This window comes from Mesorhizobium sp. Mes31, from assembly GCF_024519675.1.
Classification (GTDB): domain Bacteria; phylum Pseudomonadota; class Alphaproteobacteria; order Rhizobiales; family Rhizobiaceae; genus Mesorhizobium.
Window position 1 is genome coordinate 50,698 of record NZ_JALJRL010000023.1, and the last position, 22,789, is coordinate 73,486.

Consider the following 22,789-nt stretch of genomic DNA (forward strand, 5'->3'; position numbering starts at 1 on the left):
GGTAGCCTGGAGGCTGGCCACGTGCAGTGTTGCAACAGTCTACAAGGCTCCCGCAGGGCCATCATGCCGATGTTTTGTGTGATCGCCCTGCCCCAGCAAAGCGTTGCCAGCATTGCCCCTGCCAGAAAGATGGCGACCGGCAAAATACCTGATCTTGAACAGCGCAAGGGCAACAAAGATCCCGATCGCTGCATACCATCCGAACGTCACGTAGGTTGGATTCGGACCCGACAATCCTTCGAAACCGTAGCGAAATATCGAGACAGCAGCGCCAGCATGGAGGATGACCAGCGCGGCCAAAGCCAGCGCCGTTGCGACCATCGGAACGAATCGCCTCCACTCACGGCCGGCGACACCGCCGATTATGTTGAGATCGAATCCGGTGAACGTCTCGGCCTGTATGCTAGCCTCGTTCACTCCTGAACCGCCGAGCATCGTCTTCATGGCGCTGACCATCTCCGGCAGCCCGGAAATGTAGTAGACGGGAAGCAGCGGGTCATCGACATGCTTTGCAAGCATCGAGTGGGTTATGCGCTCGGTTTCGCCGGTCCATGAACGGATCGACCGCGCCGCTTCAGTCATCGTGGCAACCAGTTTGAAAGACGGGTTTTGCTCCGCGAGCCTTTGCAACTCGTCGAGATACGCCGCGTCCTCCGGCCGCCGGTTCGAGTAGAACAGAAATAGTCTGTGCGACAGCTTTCGCTCGATCGCGTCCTTTATCATCGAGAAGGCCGGAACGATGCCGATGCCCCCGACGAGAAAAACAGCGGGCCGCGAAGCATCCTGGTGCAGCGCAAACGCTCCTTGCGGAACATCCAGCAGCATCTGGACGAGAACCCTGTCTCCGGTCTGCAGCCGGCTGAGAACCCGCTTGAAAGCTGTGTCACGCATCCTCATGGCGATAACCAGATCGGCTTCCTGAGGTGTGCTGGCGAGCGAGAAAAACCGGCTATCGCCCGCGTGGTCCGTTTCGGGAGGATCAATGAGCGTCATCCGCACATGCTGGCCGGCCTTGAAGCGAAAGCCGTCCGGTCTCTCGAACACGAAAGCCCAGCTGTCTTGCGCGATCTGCCTCCTGCCCTTCAACGCCAATTCAAATGAAGCCTTCTTCATCGAAGCGCCCGAGCGGCCATGCATGCGACGAAAGTGTTCGTGATCCATATTGGTCCTCTGCGCGAGATGCGCGGCCTGGGCTGAAAGCAGGGCTTGCCGCCGAAGCCATCGGCCACTTAAAAGGAACAAGGCGTGCGATATCGGATATAGTGTGCGGAATTCTGTCAACGAACGGGATGCTGTGAACGTCCGAAAATGAACACTCGACCTGGAATTTCTTTGAATAGAGTCGAAGATGGCAAAAGGAATGATCGACCGTCGCATTGCCCGCACCAGAGGGATGCTACAGCACGCTTTGATCTCGTTGATCCCGAAAAAGGGTTATGAGGCCATCACGGTCGAAGACATCTGCGACGTGGCCAATGTCGGCCGATCGACCTTTTATGCCCACTACACTTTTATGCCCACTACACAAGCAAGGACGATCTGAAGCGGCGCGGTCTGGACCAGCATTTGCGCTCACTGCTCGCCGACCAGCAGCGAGAGGCCGTTGCGACGCCGGGCGACAGCAGAAGCCTGGCCTTCAGCCTGGTCATGTTCGAACACGCGCGCGACCATCTGGAATTGTACCGGGCCTTGGCCGGCGGTCGCGGCGGCGCCATCAGCCTTGGCGGCATTCGCCAGATACTGTCGGATCTGGTGCGCGGTGAACTTGCCGCATCCGCCGGCGCCGAGGAGGCCGCCCCGCGCGAATTCGTCGTCCAGTATGTCGTTGGCGCCTATATGGCCGTGTTGACCTGGTGGCTCGATCGGGGTGCGAAACCGCCGCCTATGCAGGTTGATGCTATGTTCAGGCGCTTGGCAATCGATGGAATCCTGCCTCAGCCTCTCGAAAGGCGGCTCACAATAGCAAGCGAGGTCAGCAACCGATGATGGTAACAGGTTTGATCCCGTCGAGATCGCCATTATTTCAAAGATCTTGCTGCTTTGTGCGCCGGTTTGCGAGCTGGAACTGGAAATTGGTGGCCGGACGGCGTGCAACCGAGCGATCGTCCGGCCACAATCCCATCTCTTAGGCAGGTATAAGGACGGCGATGCGATGCACGCCGACCTCCTTGCTTGTATTCGTTGCCTCGTCGGTCTTGCCCTCGGCGCAGGTGTACATGTCACCCGTCTTGAGCTTGAATTCCTTGTCCGCTTTCTTGATCGTGAATGCACCTGAAGTAATGGTGCACACCATGTCGTTGTCCATCACGGTTTGAGGAACGTGTGCTCCGGGCTGAAACACAACGTCGACAATTGCCATGCTCTTGTAGGCGGGAATGTCTGCATTGCCGGTGCCGACCTCAACCACCCTGACACCGGGCGCAATCTCCTTGCCCTCTTTCGGGCCGTATTTCTTGGTTTTTGCGGACGCCGCAAGGGTGAACAAAGGAGCTACCGCAGCGGCCGTCACACCGAGAGCAATTGCAGATCGGCGATTCATGTTTTTCATCGCATCCTCCCAATATGTATGTCGTGCACGATAGTGCACGACATACATATATTAGCACAGACGCATTTAGTTGTAAGCGGCGGCGTTACTGTCGGCCGATTGACCTTATCGTCGAGGACGTTTTCGAACTCGGCGAGGCTGAAACCCAACGCTTCGGCTCGGACAACTATGTGAGTCGCCCGCGAGCGTCCCCGTGGGGATCGACGGGAGTGCTCAGCAGACCAGATCGCCCTCGCTCCGTAGTTGGCGTATGACTAAATGCCGAGCATCTTCTTGGCTTCGTTGAGCGCAGCCTCTGATCCTGCATGATCGCCGGCCGCATGCAATTTCTCGCCTTGGGCACGCAGCTCTTTGACCTTGGTCATATCGGCCTCCGCGAGGGTCGCGGACGGCAACGCCGCGTCGATCGCGGCCATGATGGTCGGGCATGAATTCGCAAAGGCGGCCGCTGGGATGACCGACAAGAAAAGCGCAAGAGAAATTGAACGTAACATGGCTGTTCCTCCCTGCCGGCCCCGGAATGCCTTGCATCGATGACCGGCACACCGATAGTACATGGCAGCGCCCGGTGCGGCAATCACCATGCGGGTTGCGGCCTCTCATTCGGCAGCGAGGCCAAACCTCACAGGTTCCGTGAGCGCAACCTCATCGATCGTCGTCGATGCAATGTCCTTCGGCAACCGCCATCCCTTGACCAACCCGTAGATCGCCGGGATAACCACCAAGGTCAGGAGGGTGGACGAGATCATCCCACCGATCATTGGCACGGCGATGCGCTGCATCACTTCAGAGCCGGCGCCTGTGCTCCAGAGGATTGGGATCAGCCCGGCCATGATGGCAACGACAGTCATCATCTTGGGCCGGACGCGCTCCACAGCACCAAGCATGATCGCCTCATAGAGATCCGCCCGGGTGAACGGCCGATTGTGTGCGGCCCGCTCTGCCTTCACTTCGGCCATGGCCTGCTCCAGGTAGATCAGCATGACGACACCAGTCTCCGCGGCGACGCCGGCGAGCGCGATGAAGCCGACCGCCACCGCCACCGACATGTTGAAGCCGAGCCACCACATCAGCCAGATCCCGCCGACAAGGGCAAAGGGCAAGGACAGCATGACAATCAACGTCTCGGTGAGCGCCCGGAAGTTGAGATAGAGCAGCAGGAAGATGATGAGCAGCGTGACGGGCACGACGATCTTCATCCGCGCCGTGGCTCGCTCCAGATACTCGAACTGCCCGCTCCAGGCGACCGAATAGCCGGGCGGCAGCTTCACCGTTTCCGCGACGGCCTTCTGGGCGTCGGCGACATAGCCGCCGAGATCCCGGCCGTTGATGTCGACGAAGATGTAGGTCGCGAGCTGGCCATTCTCAGTGCGGATCGAGGTCGCGCCGCGCGTGAGTTGGACTTTCGCCACCTCACCGAGCGGAATGGCGCCGCCGCCGGGCAACGGCACTTCGACTTCGGTAGCGATCGACTGAGGGCTCGAGCGCAGATCGCGGGGGTAGCGGATATTGACCCCGTAGCGCTCCCTGCCCTCCACGGTTGTCGTCACGGTTTCGCCGCCGAGCGCGGTCGCGATGACGTCCTGGACGTCGCCGACGGCAAGGCTGTACCGGCCGAGCGCCTCGCGGTCCGGGACGATGTCGAGATAGTAGCCGCCGATCACCCGCTCGGCATAGGCGCTCGACGTGCCCGGAACCGCCTTAAGGGCGGCTTCGATCTGGCGCGCGATCTTCTCCATCTCCGCAAGATCGGTGCCGAACACCTTGACGCCGACCGGCGTCCGGATGCCGGTCGAAAGCATGTCGATGCGGGCGCGGATCGGCATGGTCCAGGCGTTGGAGACGCCGGGGAACTGCAGGGCCTTGTCCATCTCGGCCTTCAGGCTGTCGATGGTGACGCCAGTCCGCCATTGCTCCTTTGGCTTCAGATTGATGATGGTCTCGAACATCTCGGTGGGGGCCGGGTCGGTCGCGGTCAGCGCCCTCCCCGCCTTGCCATAGACCGATTCCACTTCCGGAAACGACTTGATGATCCGGTCCTGCATCTGAAGCAGCTCCGCCGCCTTGGTGACGGAAATTCCCGGCAGCGTCGTCGGCATGTACATCAGCGTGCCTTCGTTCAGGGTCGGCATGAATTCCGAGCCGATCTGGCTTACTGGCCAGACGGATACTCCAAGCAAGACAAGCGCGAGCGCGATGGTGAGCGTCTTAGCCTTCAGCACGCCGCGAATGACGGGACGGTAGACCCAGATCAGGAAGCGGTTGATCGGGTTCTTGTGCTCCGGGATGATCCGGCCGCGCACAAACACCACCATCAAGGCTGGCACCAGAGTGACCGACAGGATCGCAGCAGCGGCCATCGAGAAGGTCTTGGTGAAGGCGAGAGGACCGAACATCCGGCCCTCCTGCGACTCGAGCGTAAAGATCGGCAGGAACGATACCGTTATGACAAGGAGGCTGAAGAACAGCGCCGGGCCGACCTCGCTCGCCGCATCGATCAGGATCTGTACTCGCGGCTTGCCCGGCGGAGCGCGCTCCAGATGCTTGTGGGCGTTCTCGATCATGACGATCGCGGCGTCGATCATCGCGCCGACGGCGATAGCGATGCCGCCGAGGCTCATGATGTTGGAGCCGAGCCCGATCGCCTTCATGGCGCCGAACGCCATCAGGATACCGACCGGCAGCATTAAGATGGCGACGAGCGCGCTGCGTAGGTGAAGGAGGAACACCACGCAGACCAGGGCGACGATGACGCTCTCCTCGGCCAGCGTGTGCTTCAAAGTTTCGATCGCCGCTTCGATGAGATGCGAACGGTCGTAGACAGGCACGATCTCAACACCCTTGGGAAGGCTCCCGGCAATGTCGCTCAAGCGTTGCTTGACGTTCTCGATCACGGTCAGGGCATTGGCTCCGAACCTCTGCAGGACGATGCCGCTGGCGACCTCGCCTTCGCCATTGAGTTCGGTGATGCCGCGCCGCTCGTCGGGACCGATCTCGACTTTGGCGACGTCCTTGAGGCGCACAGGCACGCCCTGGTCCGTCTTCAGGACGATGTCTTCGATATCGGCAATCGACTTGATGTAGCCGCGGCCACGCACCATAAACTCGAACTCGGAAAGCTCCAGCGTGCGTCCGCCGACATCCCGATTGCTGGCGCGCACGGCGTCGCGGACCATCGACAGCGATATGCCCTGGGCGCGCAGCCGCAGCGGATCGACGACGATGTTGTACTGCTTGACGAAGCCGCCGACGCTTGCGACCTCGGCGACCCCCTCGGCCTTGGAGGCGGCGTATCGCACAACCCAGTCCTGTAGTGACCGCAACTCGGCCAGCGTCATGTCCTTGGCAACCACGGCGTACTGGTAGACCCAACCGACGCCGGTCGCGTCGGGGCCCAGGCCCGGTGTAACGCCAGCCGGCAGGCGCTGCGCGGCGGCGTTGAGATATTCGAGCACGCGGCTGCGCGCCCAATAGGGGTCAGTGCCGTCTTCGAAGATGACATAGACGAAGGAAACGCCGAAGAAAGAGAACCCGCGCACCACCTTGGACTTCGGCACGGTCAGCATTGCCGTCGTCAGGGGATAGGTGACCTGGTCCTCGACCACTTGCGGTGCCTGGCCGGGATATTCGGTGTAGACGATCACCTGTACGTCCGAAAGGTCCGGAATGGCGTCGAGCGGGAGCGTCTTCAGCGCGTAGGCTCCGGCGGCCACCGCGAAGGCCGTGGCGACGAAGATCAGGACGAGATTGCGTGCGGACCACGCGATGAGCCGGGCAATCATGGCGCAGTCTCCGCGTTGGTCATGCCGCTCAGCGCAGCCTTCAGATTGCTCTCGGCGTCGATCAGGAAATTCGCGGCGACCACGACCCGATCGCCGGCGACAACGCCATCGCGGATTTCGGTAAAGCCGCCACCTTGAAGGCCGACCTTGACCTCCCGCGGCTCGAAGCGGCCCTCGCCCTTGTCCAGGATCACGACCTGCCTCGTTCCGGTGTCGATCACCGCGCTATCGGGGACGGCGACGACAGGCGTATTGCTGCCACTGCCGATCTCGACGTCGGCATACATGTCCGGCAGCAATAGCCCATCCGGATTGGGGATCTCGATCCGCACCTTGGTCGTGCGCGTTTCCTTGGTGACCTGCGGATAGATCAGGGCAACATGGCCGCTGAAGGTCTGGCCGGGCAGACTTCGAACCCGCACAGTGGTAACGGCGCCGACCTTCACCGCTCCCAACTCATATTCGGGTACGTCGGCGACGATCCAGACGGTCGAGACATCGGCGAGGCGGAAGAGCACATCGCCTGGTGCCGCCTTCATGCCCTCGACCGCGTTGCGCTCGAGGATCACGCCATCGCGCGGGGCGGTCCAGGTGATGGAGGTCTGAACCTGGCGGGATCTGTCGATTGCTGCGATCACATCGGGTGGGACCGCGAGATTCTCGAGGCGCTGGCGTGCCCCGGCCGAGGCGCGGCCACTTCCGCTCAGATCGGTAAGGTATTGAGCGCTTGCCGTGGCGATCTCGGCCGAATAGAGCCGCATCAGCGGTTCGCCCTTTTTGACCCGATCGCCGGTGGTGACGTCCGCTACCTTGTCGATGAAGGCATCGGAGCGTGTCGCGACCACTGTGATACGCCGTTCATCAAGCTGTACGGTGCCGGGCACTCGCACCGGACGAACGATCACCTGCTCGGTGGCGACCTCCGATCGGACGCCGGTCCGCTGCAGTTTGCCTGTCGCGACCTTGACGGTCGAACTGTCTCCATCCTCGCCCGCGAAGACGGGGATGTAGTCCATCCCCATCGAGTCCTTCTTCGGCGCCGGCGAGGTGTCCGGAAGACCCATCGGATTGCGGTAATACAAGATCTTCTTAGGTTCGCTGTTCACGGGTGCAGCGGCCACGGTCGCAACGGCGGCCGGCGGCTTGTCCTCGAAGCTCACGTCCTCGCCTGCGAGAACCGGCAGGAAGTCCCGCCCATCGGCGGCCTTCCTCGGAGTTGCCGCATAGGCCGGGAGGCCGTCCGGATCCCGGTAGTAGATCACGGGTCCGGCAGGCGCGGGATTGGCGCTCGCCGGGGCCGCTGCAGTGCCTTCGAGCCAGGCGACAGCTTGCGGCCACGGAGCGGCAGGCAGCGCTAGACCGCGATGCCCCGCCCAATAGCCTCCAGCCCCCGCCGCCACTATGGCGACGAGGGTGAGGCCAGTACGGCCTGCGCGACTCATGGCGTGGCCTTGAATTCGAGCTTGCTTTCGAGAGAGCCGGTTTCGCCCTGTACCTTGGCGCCGAGTGACAGGCGGTAGCCACCTGGCATCATCAGATTGGCCTTGAACCGATAGACGCCGGGCTCCGTCGACGGTAACGGCTCGATCGGCGACGTCATCATCTCCATGCCGTCCGGCGCCATGTCGACGCGCTGGGCAAAAATCACCGCATCGGGCACCACCTTACCGGAGCGCTTGTCGACGAGGCGGACCGCGACAATCGCGGCATCGCCTTTCTTGATCGCGCTTTGAACGAGCTGAAACTCGTAATCGTCGATCCCAGCCCAGGCCTTCGAATTGGCACCGCCGAGGGCAAGACCGATCAGCGCCGCGGCTGCGACGTGCTTCGCATTGCAAAAGTTCATTGTCAGATTTCCTAAAATTCATCATTCGTCCGTGCTAAATGCACGGCAGGTCGGTGGCCAGGCTCGTGCCAAAGCCACAGGCTTTCGCCACAAGGGCGTCAGCCCCGCAGCGACAAACGGCCCCGATGGAGCCATCGATGAACTCAGGTTCGTGGAGGTCTGGGAGGCGGCGGATTAGGCAGGAGATCCCGTCCGACGCTATGGCCAGGCGCGATCACGTCAGCCGCAGATAATCGGGTCAGCGTGATGGCTGCGGTTGTCGACGCGCTCGGAAAGCACTTGGCGATGCACACGGTCGCGAGGGGACAGGACTTCAGGCAATCAGGTAGTTGCTGTCTCTGGTCCGAAGGACACGGCATGTCGTCAGACATGGATGCCATATCCGCCATTGTCGTCGCCATAGGACCGGCAACCATCATTGCCGCAGCAGACGGTGTCACCATCGGCGTGGACAGAAGGCTCAAAACAGCCAGAATCGTAAGCAGACGGGGCAGTAAGGTCCGGAACTTCACACAGGCTCTATGGCATATGGTGCAGTGCATGAAAAGAGCCTTGAGCACTCACGTTTCCGTCAGGTGGTGCGGCCGATCGCCTGGAGCCTGCTGGTGGCTTGGTCGGGCACGTAGGATGGCAGATGTCCGCGATCGCGGCGCGGTGCGCGTTTACGTCCGCCACGTCGAGGACTCCCACCTGCACGAAAGATCGGTGAGAAGGTGCCGAAATCGTCGTCCGCCAAAGCGGAGCCACAAGGCCCGGCGTCCCTAGAACCCACCTCTACAAGGAGCGGAACAGCGCTTCTTCATCAAACTCATGCACTTCCGTTTTATCGCGCCTGCCACGACAAAATTTCATGGGGGTCCCCATCAAACTCGCCTCTCTATCGCAACATGGCTCAGATAGTTAAATCGTCACAGGCCCCTAGCAGCTTCAAATAATATTTTGGAAGCCTTAATCCTCTAACGAATTTGTCTCGAATGGGGCCAATTGGCACTTTAGAAACCGCTTATTAACTCGCTGCCATCATCGTTCAATCGACCCATTGGAGACATCGGTTGTGAAACGCTATGCCGCGCTGATCGCATTTTCGCTGTCGTTTGCCCGCATACTTGCCGCCCAGGCCGGGACGACCATGGAAACCAAAGGCACGGTCTTCGCACCACCTGCCTTCTATTCGTTCTGTAGCCGCGAACCCGGCCTATGCAGCACGTTCGGCGGAAAAAAGGTCGTTGCCCTACGGTCTGAACTCAGTTCCGAACTGAAGCAGGTGAACCGTTCGGTCAATTCACGCATCAAGGAGGTAAGCGATCGTGCCTTTGTCGGCAAGGACGACGACTGGCGGGTCCCGACCGTCTCTGGCGACTGCGAGGATATTGCGATCTTAAAGAAACTTGAACTGATGAGACGCGGCTGGCCGGCTTCGGCGCTCCTGTTGACCGTGGCGCGCTATCGCGGCCAAGGGCACACAGTCCTGACGGTGCGCACCAATGAGGGCGACTTGGTGCTCGACAATCTCACGAACTCCGTCCGTGACTGGTCCAGCACTCCCTACAGCTACTTCGCCCGACAGGCGCAGGGAAATGGCAAACGCTGGGAGCAGATTGGGGCCGCCAAGCCTATCCGGACGACTGCGGCGGGCGACTGACGCTCCTATCAAGGTCGAAGTTCAGCGCCACCGCTACGCCGCGGCGTTTGAACTGGATCGCCGGCTCACCAGATAGATGGATCTGGCAGTAACCATGTCTCGGCAACGAACACACGTGGGGCGTGGGATTGTGAGTGGCTCCATTCACCTTCCCTTTCCAAGAAGCGGCGCCCTCCGAAACGATCGCTTCGATCCTTCTCCGAATTGTGCCCTCTGTCCGCGGCACAAACCTGACCGTGCCGGACGGAGCGATCTTCAGGAAAGCGGCTCAAACTGCCACATCTGCCCATCGGAATCTTTGTTGCGCATTCGGGGCGGAAAGCAATTCAGCTAACGTCGCCATCGACGTGACCCACTGCCGGCAAAGAGATTCGATTCGAACATAAATGCGATAGATGATAGTATCGTGTTCGATCCTCGGGAGGAGGACAATGCGCGCCATTGCATTTCTTGCCGGCGTTTTGGTGGCCACGCCCTCGATAGCGGCGGAGCAACTGGTTTTCTACACCGCCGTTTTTCAAGATGCCACATCGGTCCAGCTCAGCGTCCTGAACAACAGCGTCTCGCAACATGGCGACTATGACTTTGATGTCGCTATTGGCTTGGTCGAGACGGACGCGAGCGGCACTATCAAGTATGAAGATACCGGAAGGCATCGTGCACGCGTTCGCTGTAATTATCCCGCGTATGTGAGTGTGGGCACGCGAAAATATCCTATTGGGATGCCTCTGAGCCGCTCCGCGCATGATGATTGGAAAGAAAACCTCTGGATAACATTTTGCGCGGCTCCTTCATCGTGACACCCGTGTACTCACGGCATTGCCCGATCGGACAGCGGCCGCGGGTTGATTTTCGAACTGCGGCGCTGGTTCCGGGTCACTTGATACTGGTGACCGTGATGCGTCCGTTGACGCGGTCGGCTGTGAACTCGATCGCCTGACCCGTTTTAACCTTCTCGAGCAAGCTCGGCTCCGCGACGACGAACACCATCGTCATCGCGGGCATGTCGAGATTTGTCAGCGGCTCATGTTTGATCGTCAGCTTTTTCTGTTTGGCGTCGACCTTGATGACTTCGCCCTTCACGTATTCCTGCGCAAGCGCGCTGCCGCCAATGGCGAGTACGAGCGCGATCGTCGAGAGTGCTTTTACCAATAGTGTCATGGTCTGCTTCCTTTGCGTTTTTCGAACTCAGTTGGCGACGGTGATGTCGCCCTTCATGCCGGAATCGTAGTGACCCGGGACCAGGCAGGCGAACCCGAATTCGCCGGCATTGGCGAAGGTCCAGATGATCTCGCCTCTGGCGCCGGGCGCCAGCCGGATCGCGTTGGGATCGGCGTGCTCCATCTCGGGGAACTTCTCCATCAGCACCTTGTGCTCCATGATCCCCTCATGGACGTCCATGACGAATTCGTGGTCGACTTTGCCTTTGTTGACGAACTTCAGGCGGACGGTCTCGCCTTTCCTCACCTTGAGCACGGTTGGTTGGAACAACATCGTCCCGTCGTCCTTCTCCGACATGGAGATGTTGACAGTCCGCTTTGCCTTGCCAGCCTGACCGGGGTTGCCGATCGGCATCGTGCTGGCTTTGTCTCCATGGCCTCCGGCGTGGGTTCCACTGGCAAGAGCTGCTCCGGAACTGACCGCCATCACTACGGCCGCTGCGATTATACGTTTCATGTTGCACATTCTCTCATTGTTGAGGTTGAGGGGTTTCGGTTTCTCATCCCTGTTTGCCGTGACCGCCGGGCACTGCCGGGGCCATCGTTTTTGCGTCGCCTGACTTCGTGGGGACTGGAACATCACCGGTCCACTCGTAGGCCACGGTTCCTTCCGGATGTTCGTACCATCCGGGATCGGCGTAATCGTTCGCGGACAAGCCTTCGCGCACCTTCACGACCGAGAACATGCTTCCCATTTCGATAGCGCCGAACTGACCCCAACCCGTCATCATCGGAATCGTGTTGTCGGGAAGCGGCATTTCCATCTCGCCCATGTCGGCCATGCCCTTGTCTCCCATGGCCATGTAGTCCGGCTGCACGCGGCGGACCTTCTCGGTCAAACCCGAATTGTCCACGCCGATTAGCGTAGGCACGTCATGGCCCATGGCGTTCATGGTATGGTGCGACTTGTGGCAGTGGATCGCCCAGTCGCCCAAGTACTTGGCATCGAACTCGTAGGCCCGCATGGCGCCGACGGGAATGTCGATCGATACTTCGGGCCAGCGAGCCTCAGGGCGGGTCCAGCCGCCGTCGGTGCAGGTCACCTCGAAATCATAGCCATGCATGTGGATCGGATGATTGGTCATGGTCAGGTTGCCGACACGGACCCGCACCTTGTCGTTCTTGGACACGACAAGGTGGCTGATGCCGGGGAACAGGCGACTGTTCCAACACCACAGGTTGAAATCGGTCATGGTCATGATTTTCGGAACGTACGATCCGGGCTCGATGTCGTAGGCGTTCAGCAGAAACACGAAGTCGCGGTCCACCCGCATGAACTTCGGGTCCTTCGGATGGATAACGAAGAAGCCCATCATACCCATGGCCATCTGCACCATCTCGTCGGCGTGCGGGTGGTACATGAAGGTGCCGCTCTTCACGAGATCGAACTCGTAGACGAACGTCTTGCCGGGAGGGATGCCGGGTTGGGTTAGGCCGGTCACGCCGTCCATGCCCGAGGGCAGGATCATTCCGTGCCAGTGCACTGTGGTGTGCTCCGGTAGCTTGTTGGTCACGAAGATGCGGACCCGATCGCCCTCGACCGCCTCGATGGTGGGACCGGGAGACTGGCCGTTATAACCCCAGAGATAGGCGGTCATGCCAGGCGCCAGCTCCCGCTCAACCGCCTCGGCGACGAGGTGGAATTCCTTCACACCATTGTTCATGCGGTGGGGCAGCGTCCAACCGTTGAGCGTCACCACCGGCTGGTAGTCCGGGCCGCTCGTCGGAAATATCGGTGGCTGCATGTCCGGCGATTCCATGACAGCGGCGTCCGGCAAGCCCATTGCGGAGGTCTTGGTCCATGCCGTGGCGCCGGCGAGCAGAGCTCCCGCGCCGAGTAGCTGACGTCTTGAAAGCATCTCTTCTCTCCTTGAGTTCAGTGGCCTTGGGCGCCCGCTTCGGCTGCGGCCGGTGCGTCGCCGCCCCCGGGCGAGCTTGCGCCGCCGCCGTGGATGGCGGTCCCGAGGTTGACGTCGGCCAGCCAGAAATTGCGCTTGGCGTTGAGGGAAAGCATGATCGAACTGATCTTCGCGCGGGTGTCCGCCAGAAGCTCGAACGTGTTGGTGATCATGCCGTTGTAGGTGAGGATCGACTCCGCCTCGATCTTTGTTCGCAGCGGCACAACACTGTTCCGATAGTGCCGAGCAATTTCATAGGTCGAGCGGTAGGCGTCGTACGCGGACCTGGCCTCGGACCGAATGTTGACCGCCTTTTCCGCCATCCGGTTTGCGGCTTGCATGTAGGCAATCTCGGCCTTGCGCATGCGGGCCTTGCCGGTATCGAAAATCGGAATGACAAACTCGAGCTCCAGAGTGGGTGAGACGCTCGTCTCCGTTCCGCCCTCCTCCGACTCCTCCCGTTCCACCTCCACGCCGGACAGGAGTTCCAGGTCGCTGACGTAGCGCGTCGCCTCGGTAAGACCATAGGACTTCGCCAGCGCTTCCAGCTCAAGCTTCGCGATCTCAAGGTCGACGCGATTTTTTAGCGCCTCTGCCTCGATGGTGCGTTTGGCCTTGGCGACCTTCGGCATGGCTGGAAGCGTGTCGGGGACTGAGTAATCGAGGTCTGGTCCCCAAAGGCCCATGAGGCGGGTGAGCTCTTCCTTGGCAGTCCGGGCGGCGAGACGCGCCTCCGCTGCCTGGCCTGCGATCTCGGCATAGAAGACATGTTCGCGGGCCTGGCCGGTTTTTGTGAAAGCGCCGGTCTCGCCTAGCTTTTGAGCGAGTTCGGACGCAGCGTCGGCGGCGGCCTGCGCCTGACTGAGATAGGCGACGCTTTCCCGGGCCGACACGGCGTTGATCCAGGCTCGCCGCGTATCAGCGGCGAGCCGTAGCGTTTCTTCGGCGGCGCGGAGCTGGGCCTGGCGAAAGCGCGTATCCGCGATCGCGACGCGTCGCTGACGGGTCATCAGCGCAAGGATGTTGCTGGCAACAGCCCCCTCAATCGTGCGTACGGGATCGATGCCGATCATTCCAACCGAGATTGTCGGATTGATGAGCATCCCTTCCTGCCAGACATCGGCCGCCGACAGACCGATCTCGGCATAGGCGGCCTGCAAGCCCTTGTTGTTGAGCAGGGCAACCTGTACCGCGACGTCCGGACCAATGGTCTTCTTCTGAACCAGGCTCTTTACCTGCGCGGAGAGAGCCTGCGCGTCCTCGCGAGACTGCACCCAAGCCGTTCTTTTGCCGGTCACAGCTCCGACGCGTGCCGCGACTGTCGTGAAGCCCGCGACGGGGTCGGAAACGCCGTCAAGGCCAGCGGTGGTCGTACAGCCGGCAGCAAACAGCGGGATGGCCATGGCCGCACCCATGTTCAGGAACCGGCGCTTCATGATCCGGCTCCCGTTTTTGCAGGCGAGCGCTCTTCATTGAGACGCCGCCAGTTCTGCGGATCGACCGGCCCCCGCTGGTGATAGTTGGCGACGACCGGATGATAGTGCGCATCACGGATGCCCATCACGGGATCAGACGGATTGAAAGCTGGAAGGACGGTCGGTGGGGTGGTTACCGCGCATCCGGCAACCAAAAGCGATGCGAGCATCGCGAGACTTGCGAATTTCATTGTAGACCTGAAGCTGAACGTGTGCGTTAGGCCGCGCCGGAACGGATCCGCACGCTGCGCGCGAACGCCCTCGATGGGGCGGCGTCAGTTCAGATGTCTGGGAGGCCTTATATGAGCTGTATACTCGCCGCCTGCCGACGCTTCGGCAACGACGGCCGCAAAGCAGCGGGAGACAGCGCGGTCCAGGTCAGGACAGTCGACCGGCACGGCATTCAGCGGCGCGCAGTGGACTTCGCAGCTCTCATCTGACGATTTCTCACCACCGGGACGTTTCTCGTCCACATCCGTTTCGGCCGTCGCCGCCGCATCGTGATGGCCAACGTGGCCGCCGGTGTCGTGCGGAGATTTCTCGACCTGAAGCGTCACCCCGGAGTCGCTGTGAAAACCGGTGGCGTTCGCGTTAGCGAAAAGCCCTGGCTGGAGAGAAGACATAACCAGAAACACGACCGCCAGCATCGCGCGGAGCGACGCAATTCGTGCGATCGAGATTCGGCCAAGGCATTTCATGGGAGCCCTTGGGACAATTGTTCGCTTGGTTTGTCAAGACCAATTGCCGTCAATTTGTTGCAGTGCAACCAGACATAGCCGCGAATAGCCAACTCCGAAGCCGCTCATGCTTGACATGAGAATGCACCTACGCGTCGCTTCAGTCCGATGTGGTCATAGGCTCGTTTGCCAATAAAAAGGCCGGACTGTGAGAGTCCGGCCAACTGTGAAGGTTTGGAACCTTTAGAGGAGAACGCGCCGGACGAATGGGAGGAGATATCCGACACGCTGCACATATGAGTCACACCGATGATGTTTCAATGACGTAATTGTGGGCCCCGAAGGAGATGCTGCCCTCCGACGAGGATGACGACGTCGTGCAGAAGTGAGCCCACCTTACCCGGCTCTTTCGCCTCGGACCGGCATCTCATCCGCGAGATCATGCAGGGCAAGGCGCGGGCCAACGTAAGAGCCCGGGTCAGTGGCCTGTCGGTCATTTGGCGCCTTCCTCCATTTTGATGTCTGTGCTGGCGGTGCACATGCGGACGAGGTCACCCAGATGCGCCCTCCATTCCGCAGTCTGATCGTTGTTGTTGTAGAGCCGATCAAGCGAGGCCTCGCCCTCCAGCGTATCGAGCATGCAGCCACAATAGCTGGAGCAGAATTTGCTGCCGCGCGACTGTTCGCACGATAGCTGGCAGGTTTTCAGGAAGTTAACCTGTGGGGTTTCAACCTTGGCCGGCATCACTTGCGAAAACAGCCAGACACAGCCGATCAGCAGCGGCTGGTGGATCAGGTAGAAGGCGAGGCTGTGGCGGCTGATGAAGACCAGCGGGTTGGCCCAGCGGGCGGGTGCGAGGCTTGCCAGGCGCTCCCGTACGCCGGAGGTGGAGGCAAACTTCGCGGTGGCGATCCCCGACAGCACCGCGCCGAACCACGGGAACAGCGGAACGTAGTCGTTGGAACGCGGATTGATGGCGGAAAGGCCGATCCACCATAGCCAGGGACGGTCGAAGGCCTCGAAGCGCAGATAGACGGGCGCCGCGATGACATGCGCGGCAACGGCAAGCGTCAGCAGCGCCGGAAGGCGTAGGAAGGCGAGACCCAGCAGGCTTGCCAGCGCGATCTCATGCAGTATGCCAAAGAAGATGAAGCCGTCCGGCAGGGCGATGCGGGTGACGACCGAGATGGCGATCGCGGCTCCGGCAACCATGGCGAAACGCTTCCAGAAACCGCTCCAGCCTATTTGCTGGCCATGGGCGAGGTACGGCTGACGCCGACCAGGAACAGGAAGGTCGGGGCGATGCAGCGCGCGTAGATCTTCCACCAGCCGAAGGCGGTCAGGCCCGGATCAGTGTAGCCGAAGAATTCCAGATCCCAGGTGAAATGATAGCTCGCCATGGCGATGAACGCGATGCCGCGCAGGACGTCGGTGGAGACGATTCGCTTCGATTGATCTCGAACGGATGCGGTCCGCGTAAGGATGCTCATGGTCTCGCGATCTGGTTCAGCTCGGGCAGGACGACTATCACTGGTGCGCCGGGTGAAAGAAGCTGGCCGCGCCTGGCATCAGTAGCGGTTGCGCCGTTGCATCCTGCATCGACCTTCCGTGTGTGAGCTTACATCACATTGAGCCCACTTTAGCTCAGCACGATGTATCGCCGCCTCAGGCAGTCAACCGATCCAGCGGAGGAAACGAACCCCAATCAATGTCGACCGAACCCAGCTACCGACGCTCTTCGCGGGGCTCAGGCTTCTGCCCAGACAGAAAATCAGCCTGCTTTGCTGAGACTGCCAGCAGAAGATTTACCGGTACGGCGATCCTGCTCGACCTCATAGTTGATCTTCTGGCCATCAACCAGGGTTGAGAGGCCCGCGCGTTCGACTGCGGAAATATGAACGAACACATCTTGACCGCCGTTGTCGGGCTGAATGAATCCAAAGCCCTTGGTGCTGTTGAACCACTTCACGGTGCCAGTAGCCATATGCGTATCCCTTGTAAGCCAGACCGGTTGTGTCGAGATTGAGATAGAGGCAGAAACGCGAAAAATTGCAAGCAAGGGATCCTGCAGCCAAGAACCACAGCAATGGGGGGTGTCTCGATGGCCGGCAAGGTGTCCGCAGTTATCTCCCTACTGGACGACCCTTCCTTGGAAATCGAACGTCGATTTATTCGAGCGTATACGACGGGAGGCTGGCCTCATGCTGATCCTGTGCCTTTTCTGAATTCTCGACAATCTGTTTGGCAGCGCGATTTAGTGACCGCTCCAGAGCTGTACATGCTCCCGGGGCCGTGGAGCCGTGGGTCAACTTGCTAACCTGTTTGGCTGCCTCCAGGGCAATCGTTTTGTGGCCATCCTCATGGGCCTTCAGCTCCTGAAAGTAATTGTTCCAGGCCGTGCGCGTGGTTGGATCGGCGCGCGCATCGTCTACCCAGGTCGGAAGTAGAATTCTGAGCTTGAGTACGATTTCATCCGACGTGACCCGGCAGGAGTTTCCGGTCGCCGCAAACCTGAAATTCCAATCCCAGTGATCTGCGACCTCGCCTTCAATAATACCGTCTCCGTCCCTCTTGGCCACACGGTGCAGGTCGTGATGGATCGCTTGCCGGCTAAGGCCTCGCAATTGATAGGTCGAATAGGTGACGTCGAGTTTTACGTCAGATCGCGCCTCCCCTGCACTAAGCGTGGAGACGACGCCGCAGAGAACCGCAGCGTATCTGCTCATACTCGAGAACTGGCGTATCATGTTGGCACTCCTTCAATCGCGTCGGTCTGCTCGCAAGTAAACAGTTGGAATGTATTACCGCCGCTGCTGCAGCCGTGATAAGGGTTACGATCGCCGATTGACCGCATCACAAGGGTTGTGTGCGTGTTTCAGAAAGTCGCGGACACCCATTCCGCTAATTCGCGGACAGCGATTTCAGTAATTACGGGACAGTGATTCCGCTAATTCCGGGACAGTTTTCGGGGCGGATATAACGGTCGGTTCTCGGGAGCGCCGTTCTGGCATTTTGCCCTCTCATCATCGGGTTGAGAGGGGCCATGCCAAGACGGAAGCAATCGAGACGAACGACAGTGAAAGACCTACGATCAATCCTGCGGCTGACGCATGAGCAGGGCCTCTCGGTGCGTGCGGTGTCGGAACGGCTGAAGATCAGCAAGACTTCGGTTTCGACCTATCTGTTGCGGGCACGTGAGGCTGGCGTCTCGGACTGGCCGCTGCCACCGGGCTGTGACGATGACGCATCGCTTGAGCGGCTTCTGTTTCGCCGGGTTGGCCGGCCACCGCAGGATCTGGACGAGCCCGATTGGGCGATGATCTCGCGCGAGCTGAAGCGCAAGGGCGTGACGCTGACGCTGTTGTGGCAGGAATACCGCGCGGCGCACCCCGATGGTTATGGCTACACCTGGTTTTGTGATCGGTTCGGCGCTTTCCAGCGCCGGTCGAGCGCAACGTTCCGCAACCGCCACGAGGCGGGCGCGGTGATGCAGACCGACTATGCGGGCCACACCGTGCCCGTCGTCGATCCCGGTACTGGCGTCATCTGCCAGGCTCAGATCTTCGTTGCAGTGCTGGGCGCGTCGTCCTTCACCTTCGCCCATGCCAGCTTCAGCCAGAAACTGCCGGACTGGATCGAGGGCCAGTGCCGGGCACTCACCTTCTTCGGCGGGGTAACTAAGGCGATCGTCTGCGACAATCTGAAGGCCGGCGTCGCCAAGGCGCTGTGGTTCGAGCCGACGCTCAACCAGACCTTCGCCGCCATGGCCGAACATTACGACACGACGATCCTGCCGACCCGCAGCCGCAAGCCGCGCGACAAGGGCAAGGTCGAGGGCGCGGTGCTGATCGTGGAGCGTTGGGTCCTGGCCCGGCTGCGCAACCGGCGCTTCTTCAGTCTCGGCGATCTCAACGCCGCAATCGTGGTGTTGCTGGAGGATTTGAACAATCGCGCCATGCGCCACGTCGGCAAAAGCCGCCGGGAGCTGTTCGAGGAGATCGAACGAACGGCCCTGTCGCCATTGCCGCCGGCGCCGTTCGAATATGCGGAGTGGAAATCGGCGAAGGTGCATCCCGACTACCATGTCGAGATCGACAGGACCTTCTACTCGGTGCCGCACGCGCTGATCGGGCGGCGCGTCGATGTGCGGCTCACCCACCGGGTGGTCGAGCTCTTCCATGATCACAAGCGCGTCGCCAGCCATGTCCGCCGCTCGCAGCGCTGCGGCCATGTCACCGTCAACGAGCACATGCCCAAGGCGCACCAGCGCTATGCCAACACGACGCCGGCGAACCTGATCCAGCAGGCAGCCGGGATCGGCGCCAACACCGCCATCCTGGTCGAGCGGATGATGCGCGACCGTCCCCATCCCGAGCAGGGATACCGCTCCGCGTTTGGCATCCTCTCGCTGGCCCGTCGCTACGAGCGGGATCGGCTCGAGGCAGCCTGCGCGCGGGCACTGACCATCAATGCGATCACCTACTCCTCCGTCAACGCCATCCTCAAATCCGGCCTCGACCGCGTGCCGCCCGCAGCCGAGCCGGTCAAGCCCACGCCATCGCACACCAACATCCGCGGCGGCTCCTATTATCAATGAAGGAAGGAAACCAACCATGCTGACACATCCAACCCTCGACCAGATGCAGGCTCTCGGCCTTGGCGGAATGGCCGCCGCCTATCGGGACCTGGCCGACCAGAGCAACGCCGACGATCTCAGTCGCGACGAGTGGCTTGGCCTGATGCTCGATCGTGAAGCCGCCATGCGTGCCGACAAGCGTCTGACCAACCGTCTCGCCGTTGCCAGGCTGCGCTTTGTCGACGCCTGCATCGAGAACATCGACTTCGCCGCGCATCGCGGGCTCGACCGGCGCAATACGCTGTCGCTGGCCCAGGGCGCCTGGCTGAAGGCGCATGAGAACCTCATCATCACCGGGCAGACCGGCACCGGAAAGACTTGGCTGGCCTGCGCCTTCGGACGACAGGCCGCCCGGCTCGACCATTCCGTGCTCTACCTGCGCATGCCGCGTCTGTTCGAAGATCTCGCCCTGGCGCGTCTCGACGGTCGCTTTCCCCGTCTCATCGACAAGCTGGCTCGGGTGCAACTGCTCATCCTTGACGACTGGGGCACCCACAGCCTGACCGACCAGCAGCGTCTCGATTTGCTGGAAATCTTCGAGGAACGCTATCGCCGGAAATCGACGCTGATCACCGCGCAACTGCCGATCGCCCAGTGGCATGCCATGATCGGCGAGCCGACAATCGCCGACGCCATTCTCGACCGGATCGTCCACAACGCCCATCGCCTCACCCTCGAAGGCGACAGCATGAGAAAGCAAAAAGCACCGCCGCTCTTGACCGGCGCCGAAAACGGCGAAATCAATCGCAAATGAGTTCAACCAGGCAACCGAGGGCCGACCCCATCCTGCTGTCCGCGAGTTAGTGAAACTGCTGTCCGCGATTTAGCGGAACGACTGTCCCGTTTTTGCGAAATGCGCAGGTTGTGAAGCCCTGCGGCACTGGCCATAGCCCCCATCCTACACTGCCTGACCGAATTTGGAGCACCGATCAGGAAAGATGGCGGCTGTCGCAACGATGATGCGCAATGGTGGGCTTCCCGATCCCTGCATCCTTAGATCACTAGCACCGGGGCAAACTTAGATCACTAGCACCGGGGCAAACCCGCCGCCGGGCGTCCGGAAATTGGTTGTCTGGCCCTGGTATAAGCGCGCGGCTGCGAGCAGGATCCGGCCATCATACGTATAGAGCCGCACGTCCATCTCGCGTGGCGTAGGCGCGCCATCGATCTCGATCATGCGCTGTCCGGGTGAGGCAAACGCCTGGGCCACATAGCCTCCACGGGCGATCTCGGCCCACACCCCTTTCGTCACCTTGTCGCCGCGGTAGACCGCCTTGCTGCCGTGGCCTGAGAGCGGCTTGAAGAACATGTCCTTACGGGTTTGCCAGACGGCATCCGAATTGTCGCGCGTGACCAGCGTGGTCCGCGGGACACCGGCAAGCCGCGAGCGCATCTCCGGAGGAAGGCCGAATGCTTCGAGTGCCGCCGGATCGGACAACAGTGTCAGATTGCGCTTGCTTGCAAAGAGTGCATGGTTGTGCGGATTGGGTGTGACCACCACGGCGCCGTCCTGATAAGCCGCTCTGAGCGCGGCATGTTCCGGGCGATCAAATGTGAAATCGACCAGGCGATTGTAGACGAGGTCAATCTCCTGCCCGTCGAGCCGAAGCTTGCCGCCATCATATTTCAGCTTGCTCGCATCCCCGGTCGTCGCCTCGAAGGCGTGCTTCAGCAACAACTGGCTGGCAAGCACGAATTCAGGATAGAGATACTGCTCCTCAGGCCGATCATCGACGACCGCGATCCTTCGCGGCGAACCGGCTCCGCGCTGGCGGCGCCATTCGTTCTCGAACATCTTGACCACGGTGGTTTCGAAGCGATCCTCGCTGGCGCCGATCAACGCCCGGTCGACTTCGGAGCAGCACGCCTTCTGTGCCTTGGCCAGCAAGGCATTTAGGAAAGCACCGCCCGCGTTGGTGTTCACCTCGATCAGCTTGGGACCATCATCGTCGAGGTGGAAATCGTAGCCCATCATAGCGCCGACGGGTCCAAAATCCCGTTGCGCGATTTCGGGAGCCCAGGAGAGGACGGCATCACGGTAACCTTGCAGCCTGGCTGTCGCCTCGACGGCACCGACAATACCTTGCATCTCATCGAGGGCAGACGCAGCGAGGAAGACCGGAACATTCGAAAACAGATGCGGCCGCGACGCCATGAAGGTTTCGCAGAATTCGAGGTCGCCGGCCTCATGGTTCAACGCCGCCCAAAGTGCTGTCCGGTCGAGCGTAATGCAGAAGCATTTGCGGTTAAGTCGCGCCGACAGGGATGTGTTGGCTTCCGCTGCGCCGGGGACTTTGAGCATGTCAGCATCTCCTCGCCGATGGCAGCATAAAGCGGTGTCTCGCCCTTGTCGACGCGCGGTGAATGGACACCAACGCGTTCGCGCGTCATTCGGTCCGTCATTGCTCGGCTGACTTTCTAGATGCTTGAGCGCTCGGGCCTGCCCGCGCCCCGACCTTCTCGAAAGAACGGGCTGCGTCTTTCGCCATCCGACCCGTGCACCAACGTGCATAGGCATTCCCAAAGATCAGGCCGAGCCAACGGGCCGGCGCCGTGTCCGGCAGGTCGTAGTCGATGAAGACCCTAAGCCGGCAGGATCTCGCCTGGGGGACGATCTCGAAGCCCATGCGATAGCGGCCGATCATCCAGAGGTTTGGTGCTCCTATGGTTTCCCATACCTTCAGTCTGGGAGGCATCCGGATTGCAACCACCTGATCTGCAGACATCGCAATTCCGAGTATTTTTCCACGGAATCCGAACTTGGAGCCGACCGAACGAGCTTCGCCTGCCTCGAACTCGTAGTCCATTTTCGAGCCGAACATCATCCATGACGAGGCACTCATGTGAGCCCCCAGATGCCTGTGGTCGTCGAGATAGGCAAACACGGTCTCGGCCGCGGATTCTATCCTGACGGTAGTCTGGGTGGAACGCGACATTGCCGCCAAAGTCTCACCTCTGGTTCATCCCCAGATTTCAAGGGAGGGCTGGGAAATCATCCGATCCGTGTCGAATGAGACCCGGTGAACTAAGCGCTCCCCCGGAGCCGCGGCATTGATTTGCATCA

The 22,789-nt window shown here is 60.7% G+C and carries 22 protein-coding genes and 1 pseudogene; 6 read left to right on the top strand and 17 right to left on the bottom strand.

Annotated features, from left to right (window positions below; translation table 11 throughout):
- Nucleotides 1-39: 39 nt before the first annotated feature.
- Nucleotides 40-1,161 carry an FAD-dependent oxidoreductase gene (locus tag NR193_RS28400; protein ID WP_256754010.1) on the bottom strand — a complete coding sequence of 374 codons (1,122 nt, stop codon included), beginning with the start codon at nt 1,159-1,161 and terminating at the stop codon, nt 40-42.
- A gap of 187 nt (nt 1,162-1,348) precedes the next feature.
- Between NR193_RS28400 and NR193_RS28405 the strand changes: the two genes are divergently transcribed.
- Nucleotides 1,349-1,543 carry a TetR/AcrR family transcriptional regulator gene (locus tag NR193_RS28405; protein ID WP_256754011.1) on the top strand — a complete coding sequence of 65 codons (195 nt, stop codon included), beginning with the start codon at nt 1,349-1,351 and terminating at the stop codon, nt 1,541-1,543.
- Nucleotides 1,544-1,647: 104 nt separating this feature from the next.
- Nucleotides 1,648-1,986: a TetR-like C-terminal domain-containing protein gene (locus NR193_RS33675; RefSeq protein WP_375162748.1), complete on the top strand. Its 339-nt coding sequence runs from the start codon at nt 1,648-1,650 to the stop codon at nt 1,984-1,986.
- 139 nt (nt 1,987-2,125) lie between these two features.
- On the opposite strand, the gene NR193_RS28415 is transcribed toward NR193_RS33675, so the two are convergent.
- The 5 genes from NR193_RS28415 to NR193_RS28435 form a co-directional block, all read right to left on the bottom strand.
- Nucleotides 2,126-2,548 (bottom strand): hypothetical protein, encoded by a 423-nt coding sequence (locus NR193_RS28415; RefSeq protein WP_256754013.1) that lies wholly within the window; start codon nt 2,546-2,548, stop codon nt 2,126-2,128.
- A 254-nt stretch (nt 2,549-2,802) separates the two neighbouring features.
- Complete coding sequence (locus NR193_RS28420; RefSeq protein ID WP_127385872.1) at nt 2,803-3,042, bottom strand: hypothetical protein; 240 nt, start codon at nt 3,040-3,042, stop codon at nt 2,803-2,805.
- A 105-nt stretch (nt 3,043-3,147) separates the two neighbouring features.
- A complete protein-coding gene (locus NR193_RS28425) occupies nt 3,148-6,330 on the bottom strand; it encodes an efflux RND transporter permease subunit (RefSeq protein ID WP_256754014.1) in 3,183 nt (1,060 codons plus the stop codon).
- Entirely contained in the window at nt 6,327-7,772 is a 1,446-nt protein-coding gene (locus NR193_RS28430) for an efflux RND transporter periplasmic adaptor subunit (RefSeq protein ID WP_256754015.1), read from the bottom strand. The genes NR193_RS28425 and NR193_RS28430 overlap by 4 nt, the downstream gene beginning before the upstream one ends.
- Nucleotides 7,769-8,176 (bottom strand): FixH family protein, encoded by a 408-nt coding sequence (locus NR193_RS28435; RefSeq protein ID WP_256754016.1) that lies wholly within the window; start codon nt 8,174-8,176, stop codon nt 7,769-7,771. Before NR193_RS28435 ends, NR193_RS28430 begins: the two co-directional genes overlap by 4 nt.
- Nucleotides 8,177-9,230: 1,054 nt before the next feature.
- Between NR193_RS28435 and NR193_RS28440 the strand changes: the two genes are divergently transcribed.
- Nucleotides 9,231-9,818 carry a transglutaminase-like cysteine peptidase gene (locus NR193_RS28440; RefSeq protein ID WP_256754017.1) on the top strand — a complete coding sequence of 196 codons (588 nt, stop codon included), beginning with the start codon at nt 9,231-9,233 and terminating at the stop codon, nt 9,816-9,818.
- Between the two features lie 431 nt (nt 9,819-10,249).
- Nucleotides 10,250-10,618 (top strand): hypothetical protein, encoded by a 369-nt coding sequence (locus tag NR193_RS28445; protein WP_256754018.1) that lies wholly within the window; start codon nt 10,250-10,252, stop codon nt 10,616-10,618.
- A 76-nt stretch (nt 10,619-10,694) separates the two neighbouring features.
- Here NR193_RS28445 and NR193_RS28450 read toward each other — a convergent pair whose 3' ends face one another.
- The 9 genes and pseudogenes from NR193_RS28450 to NR193_RS28490 all read right to left on the bottom strand — a co-directional run bounded on the left by NR193_RS28450 (nt 10,695) and on the right by NR193_RS28490 (nt 17,836).
- On the bottom strand, nt 10,695-10,979 hold the full coding sequence (locus NR193_RS28450; RefSeq protein ID WP_256754019.1) for a copper-binding protein: 285 nt from the start codon (nt 10,977-10,979) through the stop codon (nt 10,695-10,697).
- 27 nt (nt 10,980-11,006) lie between these two features.
- Nucleotides 11,007-11,495, bottom strand: coding sequence for a plastocyanin/azurin family copper-binding protein (locus tag NR193_RS28455; RefSeq protein ID WP_256754020.1), 489 nt, complete (start codon nt 11,493-11,495; stop codon nt 11,007-11,009).
- A gap of 43 nt (nt 11,496-11,538) precedes the next feature.
- A complete protein-coding gene (locus tag NR193_RS28460; RefSeq protein ID WP_256754021.1) occupies nt 11,539-12,897 on the bottom strand; it encodes a multicopper oxidase family protein in 1,359 nt (452 codons plus the stop codon).
- A 17-nt stretch (nt 12,898-12,914) separates the two neighbouring features.
- Nucleotides 12,915-14,372: a TolC family protein gene (locus NR193_RS28465; RefSeq protein WP_256754022.1), complete on the bottom strand. Its 1,458-nt coding sequence runs from the start codon at nt 14,370-14,372 to the stop codon at nt 12,915-12,917.
- Nucleotides 14,369-14,602 carry a hypothetical protein gene (locus NR193_RS28470; RefSeq protein ID WP_256754023.1) on the bottom strand — a complete coding sequence of 78 codons (234 nt, stop codon included), beginning with the start codon at nt 14,600-14,602 and terminating at the stop codon, nt 14,369-14,371. Before NR193_RS28470 ends, NR193_RS28465 begins: the two co-directional genes overlap by 4 nt.
- Before the next feature lie 84 nt (nt 14,603-14,686).
- A complete protein-coding gene (locus NR193_RS28475; RefSeq protein ID WP_256754024.1) occupies nt 14,687-15,109 on the bottom strand; it encodes a hypothetical protein in 423 nt (140 codons plus the stop codon).
- A gap of 472 nt (nt 15,110-15,581) precedes the next feature.
- Nucleotides 15,582-16,579, bottom strand: a pseudogene (locus NR193_RS28480) (heparan-alpha-glucosaminide N-acetyltransferase).
- Nucleotides 16,580-16,860: 281 nt separating this feature from the next.
- On the bottom strand, nt 16,861-17,073 hold the full coding sequence (locus tag NR193_RS28485) for a cold-shock protein (protein WP_136618605.1): 213 nt from the start codon (nt 17,071-17,073) through the stop codon (nt 16,861-16,863).
- Between the two features lie 184 nt (nt 17,074-17,257).
- Nucleotides 17,258-17,836 carry a DUF922 domain-containing protein gene (locus tag NR193_RS28490; protein WP_256754025.1) on the bottom strand — a complete coding sequence of 193 codons (579 nt, stop codon included), beginning with the start codon at nt 17,834-17,836 and terminating at the stop codon, nt 17,258-17,260.
- A 296-nt stretch (nt 17,837-18,132) separates the two neighbouring features.
- On the opposite strand from NR193_RS28490, the gene istA reads away from it, so the two are divergent.
- Nucleotides 18,133-19,686 (top strand): IS21 family transposase, encoded by a 1,554-nt coding sequence (istA, locus tag NR193_RS28495; RefSeq protein WP_256754026.1) that lies wholly within the window; start codon nt 18,133-18,135, stop codon nt 19,684-19,686.
- A 16-nt stretch (nt 19,687-19,702) separates the two neighbouring features.
- Nucleotides 19,703-20,479, top strand: coding sequence for an IS21-like element helper ATPase IstB (istB, locus tag NR193_RS28500; protein WP_256754027.1), 777 nt, complete (start codon nt 19,703-19,705; stop codon nt 20,477-20,479).
- A gap of 264 nt (nt 20,480-20,743) precedes the next feature.
- Here the strand turns inward: istB and NR193_RS28505 are convergent, their stop codons facing one another.
- A complete protein-coding gene (locus tag NR193_RS28505) occupies nt 20,744-22,027 on the bottom strand; it encodes a hypothetical protein (protein WP_256754028.1) in 1,284 nt (427 codons plus the stop codon).
- A 97-nt stretch (nt 22,028-22,124) separates the two neighbouring features.
- Entirely contained in the window at nt 22,125-22,661 is a 537-nt protein-coding gene (locus tag NR193_RS28510; protein ID WP_256754029.1) for an SRPBCC family protein, read from the bottom strand.
- Nucleotides 22,662-22,789 lie beyond the last annotated feature (128 nt).

Coding starts and splice junctions, on each gene's coding strand:
- NR193_RS28485 (WP_136618605.1), bottom strand. CDS start 17,073: ATGGCTACTGGCACCGTGAAGTGGTTCAACAGCACCAAGGGCTTTGGA.
- NR193_RS28430 (WP_256754015.1), bottom strand. CDS start 7,772: ATGAGTCGCGCAGGCCGTACTGGCCTCACCCTCGTCGCCATAGTGGCG.
- NR193_RS28475 (WP_256754024.1), bottom strand. CDS start 15,109: ATGAAATGCCTTGGCCGAATCTCGATCGCACGAATTGCGTCGCTCCGC.
- NR193_RS28405 (WP_256754011.1), top strand. CDS start 1,349: ATGGCAAAAGGAATGATCGACCGTCGCATTGCCCGCACCAGAGGGATG.
- istB (WP_256754027.1), top strand. CDS start 19,703: ATGCTGACACATCCAACCCTCGACCAGATGCAGGCTCTCGGCCTTGGC.
- NR193_RS33675 (WP_375162748.1), top strand. CDS start 1,648: ATGTTCGAACACGCGCGCGACCATCTGGAATTGTACCGGGCCTTGGCC.
- NR193_RS28470 (WP_256754023.1), bottom strand. CDS start 14,602: ATGAAATTCGCAAGTCTCGCGATGCTCGCATCGCTTTTGGTTGCCGGA.
- NR193_RS28415 (WP_256754013.1), bottom strand. CDS start 2,548: ATGAAAAACATGAATCGCCGATCTGCAATTGCTCTCGGTGTGACGGCC.
- NR193_RS28445 (WP_256754018.1), top strand. CDS start 10,250: ATGCGCGCCATTGCATTTCTTGCCGGCGTTTTGGTGGCCACGCCCTCG.
- NR193_RS28450 (WP_256754019.1), bottom strand. CDS start 10,979: ATGACACTATTGGTAAAAGCACTCTCGACGATCGCGCTCGTACTCGCC.
- istA (WP_256754026.1), top strand. CDS start 18,133: ATGCCAAGACGGAAGCAATCGAGACGAACGACAGTGAAAGACCTACGA.
- NR193_RS28435 (WP_256754016.1), bottom strand. CDS start 8,176: ATGAACTTTTGCAATGCGAAGCACGTCGCAGCCGCGGCGCTGATCGGT.
- NR193_RS28460 (WP_256754021.1), bottom strand. CDS start 12,897: ATGCTTTCAAGACGTCAGCTACTCGGCGCGGGAGCTCTGCTCGCCGGC.
- NR193_RS28420 (WP_127385872.1), bottom strand. CDS start 3,042: ATGTTACGTTCAATTTCTCTTGCGCTTTTCTTGTCGGTCATCCCAGCG.
- NR193_RS28510 (WP_256754029.1), bottom strand. CDS start 22,661: ATGTCGCGTTCCACCCAGACTACCGTCAGGATAGAATCCGCGGCCGAG.
- NR193_RS28505 (WP_256754028.1), bottom strand. CDS start 22,027: ATGCTCAAAGTCCCCGGCGCAGCGGAAGCCAACACATCCCTGTCGGCG.
- NR193_RS28465 (WP_256754022.1), bottom strand. CDS start 14,372: ATGAAGCGCCGGTTCCTGAACATGGGTGCGGCCATGGCCATCCCGCTG.
- NR193_RS28455 (WP_256754020.1), bottom strand. CDS start 11,495: ATGAAACGTATAATCGCAGCGGCCGTAGTGATGGCGGTCAGTTCCGGA.
- NR193_RS28400 (WP_256754010.1), bottom strand. CDS start 1,161: ATGGATCACGAACACTTTCGTCGCATGCATGGCCGCTCGGGCGCTTCG.
- NR193_RS28490 (WP_256754025.1), bottom strand. CDS start 17,836: ATGATACGCCAGTTCTCGAGTATGAGCAGATACGCTGCGGTTCTCTGC.
- NR193_RS28425 (WP_256754014.1), bottom strand. CDS start 6,330: ATGATTGCCCGGCTCATCGCGTGGTCCGCACGCAATCTCGTCCTGATC.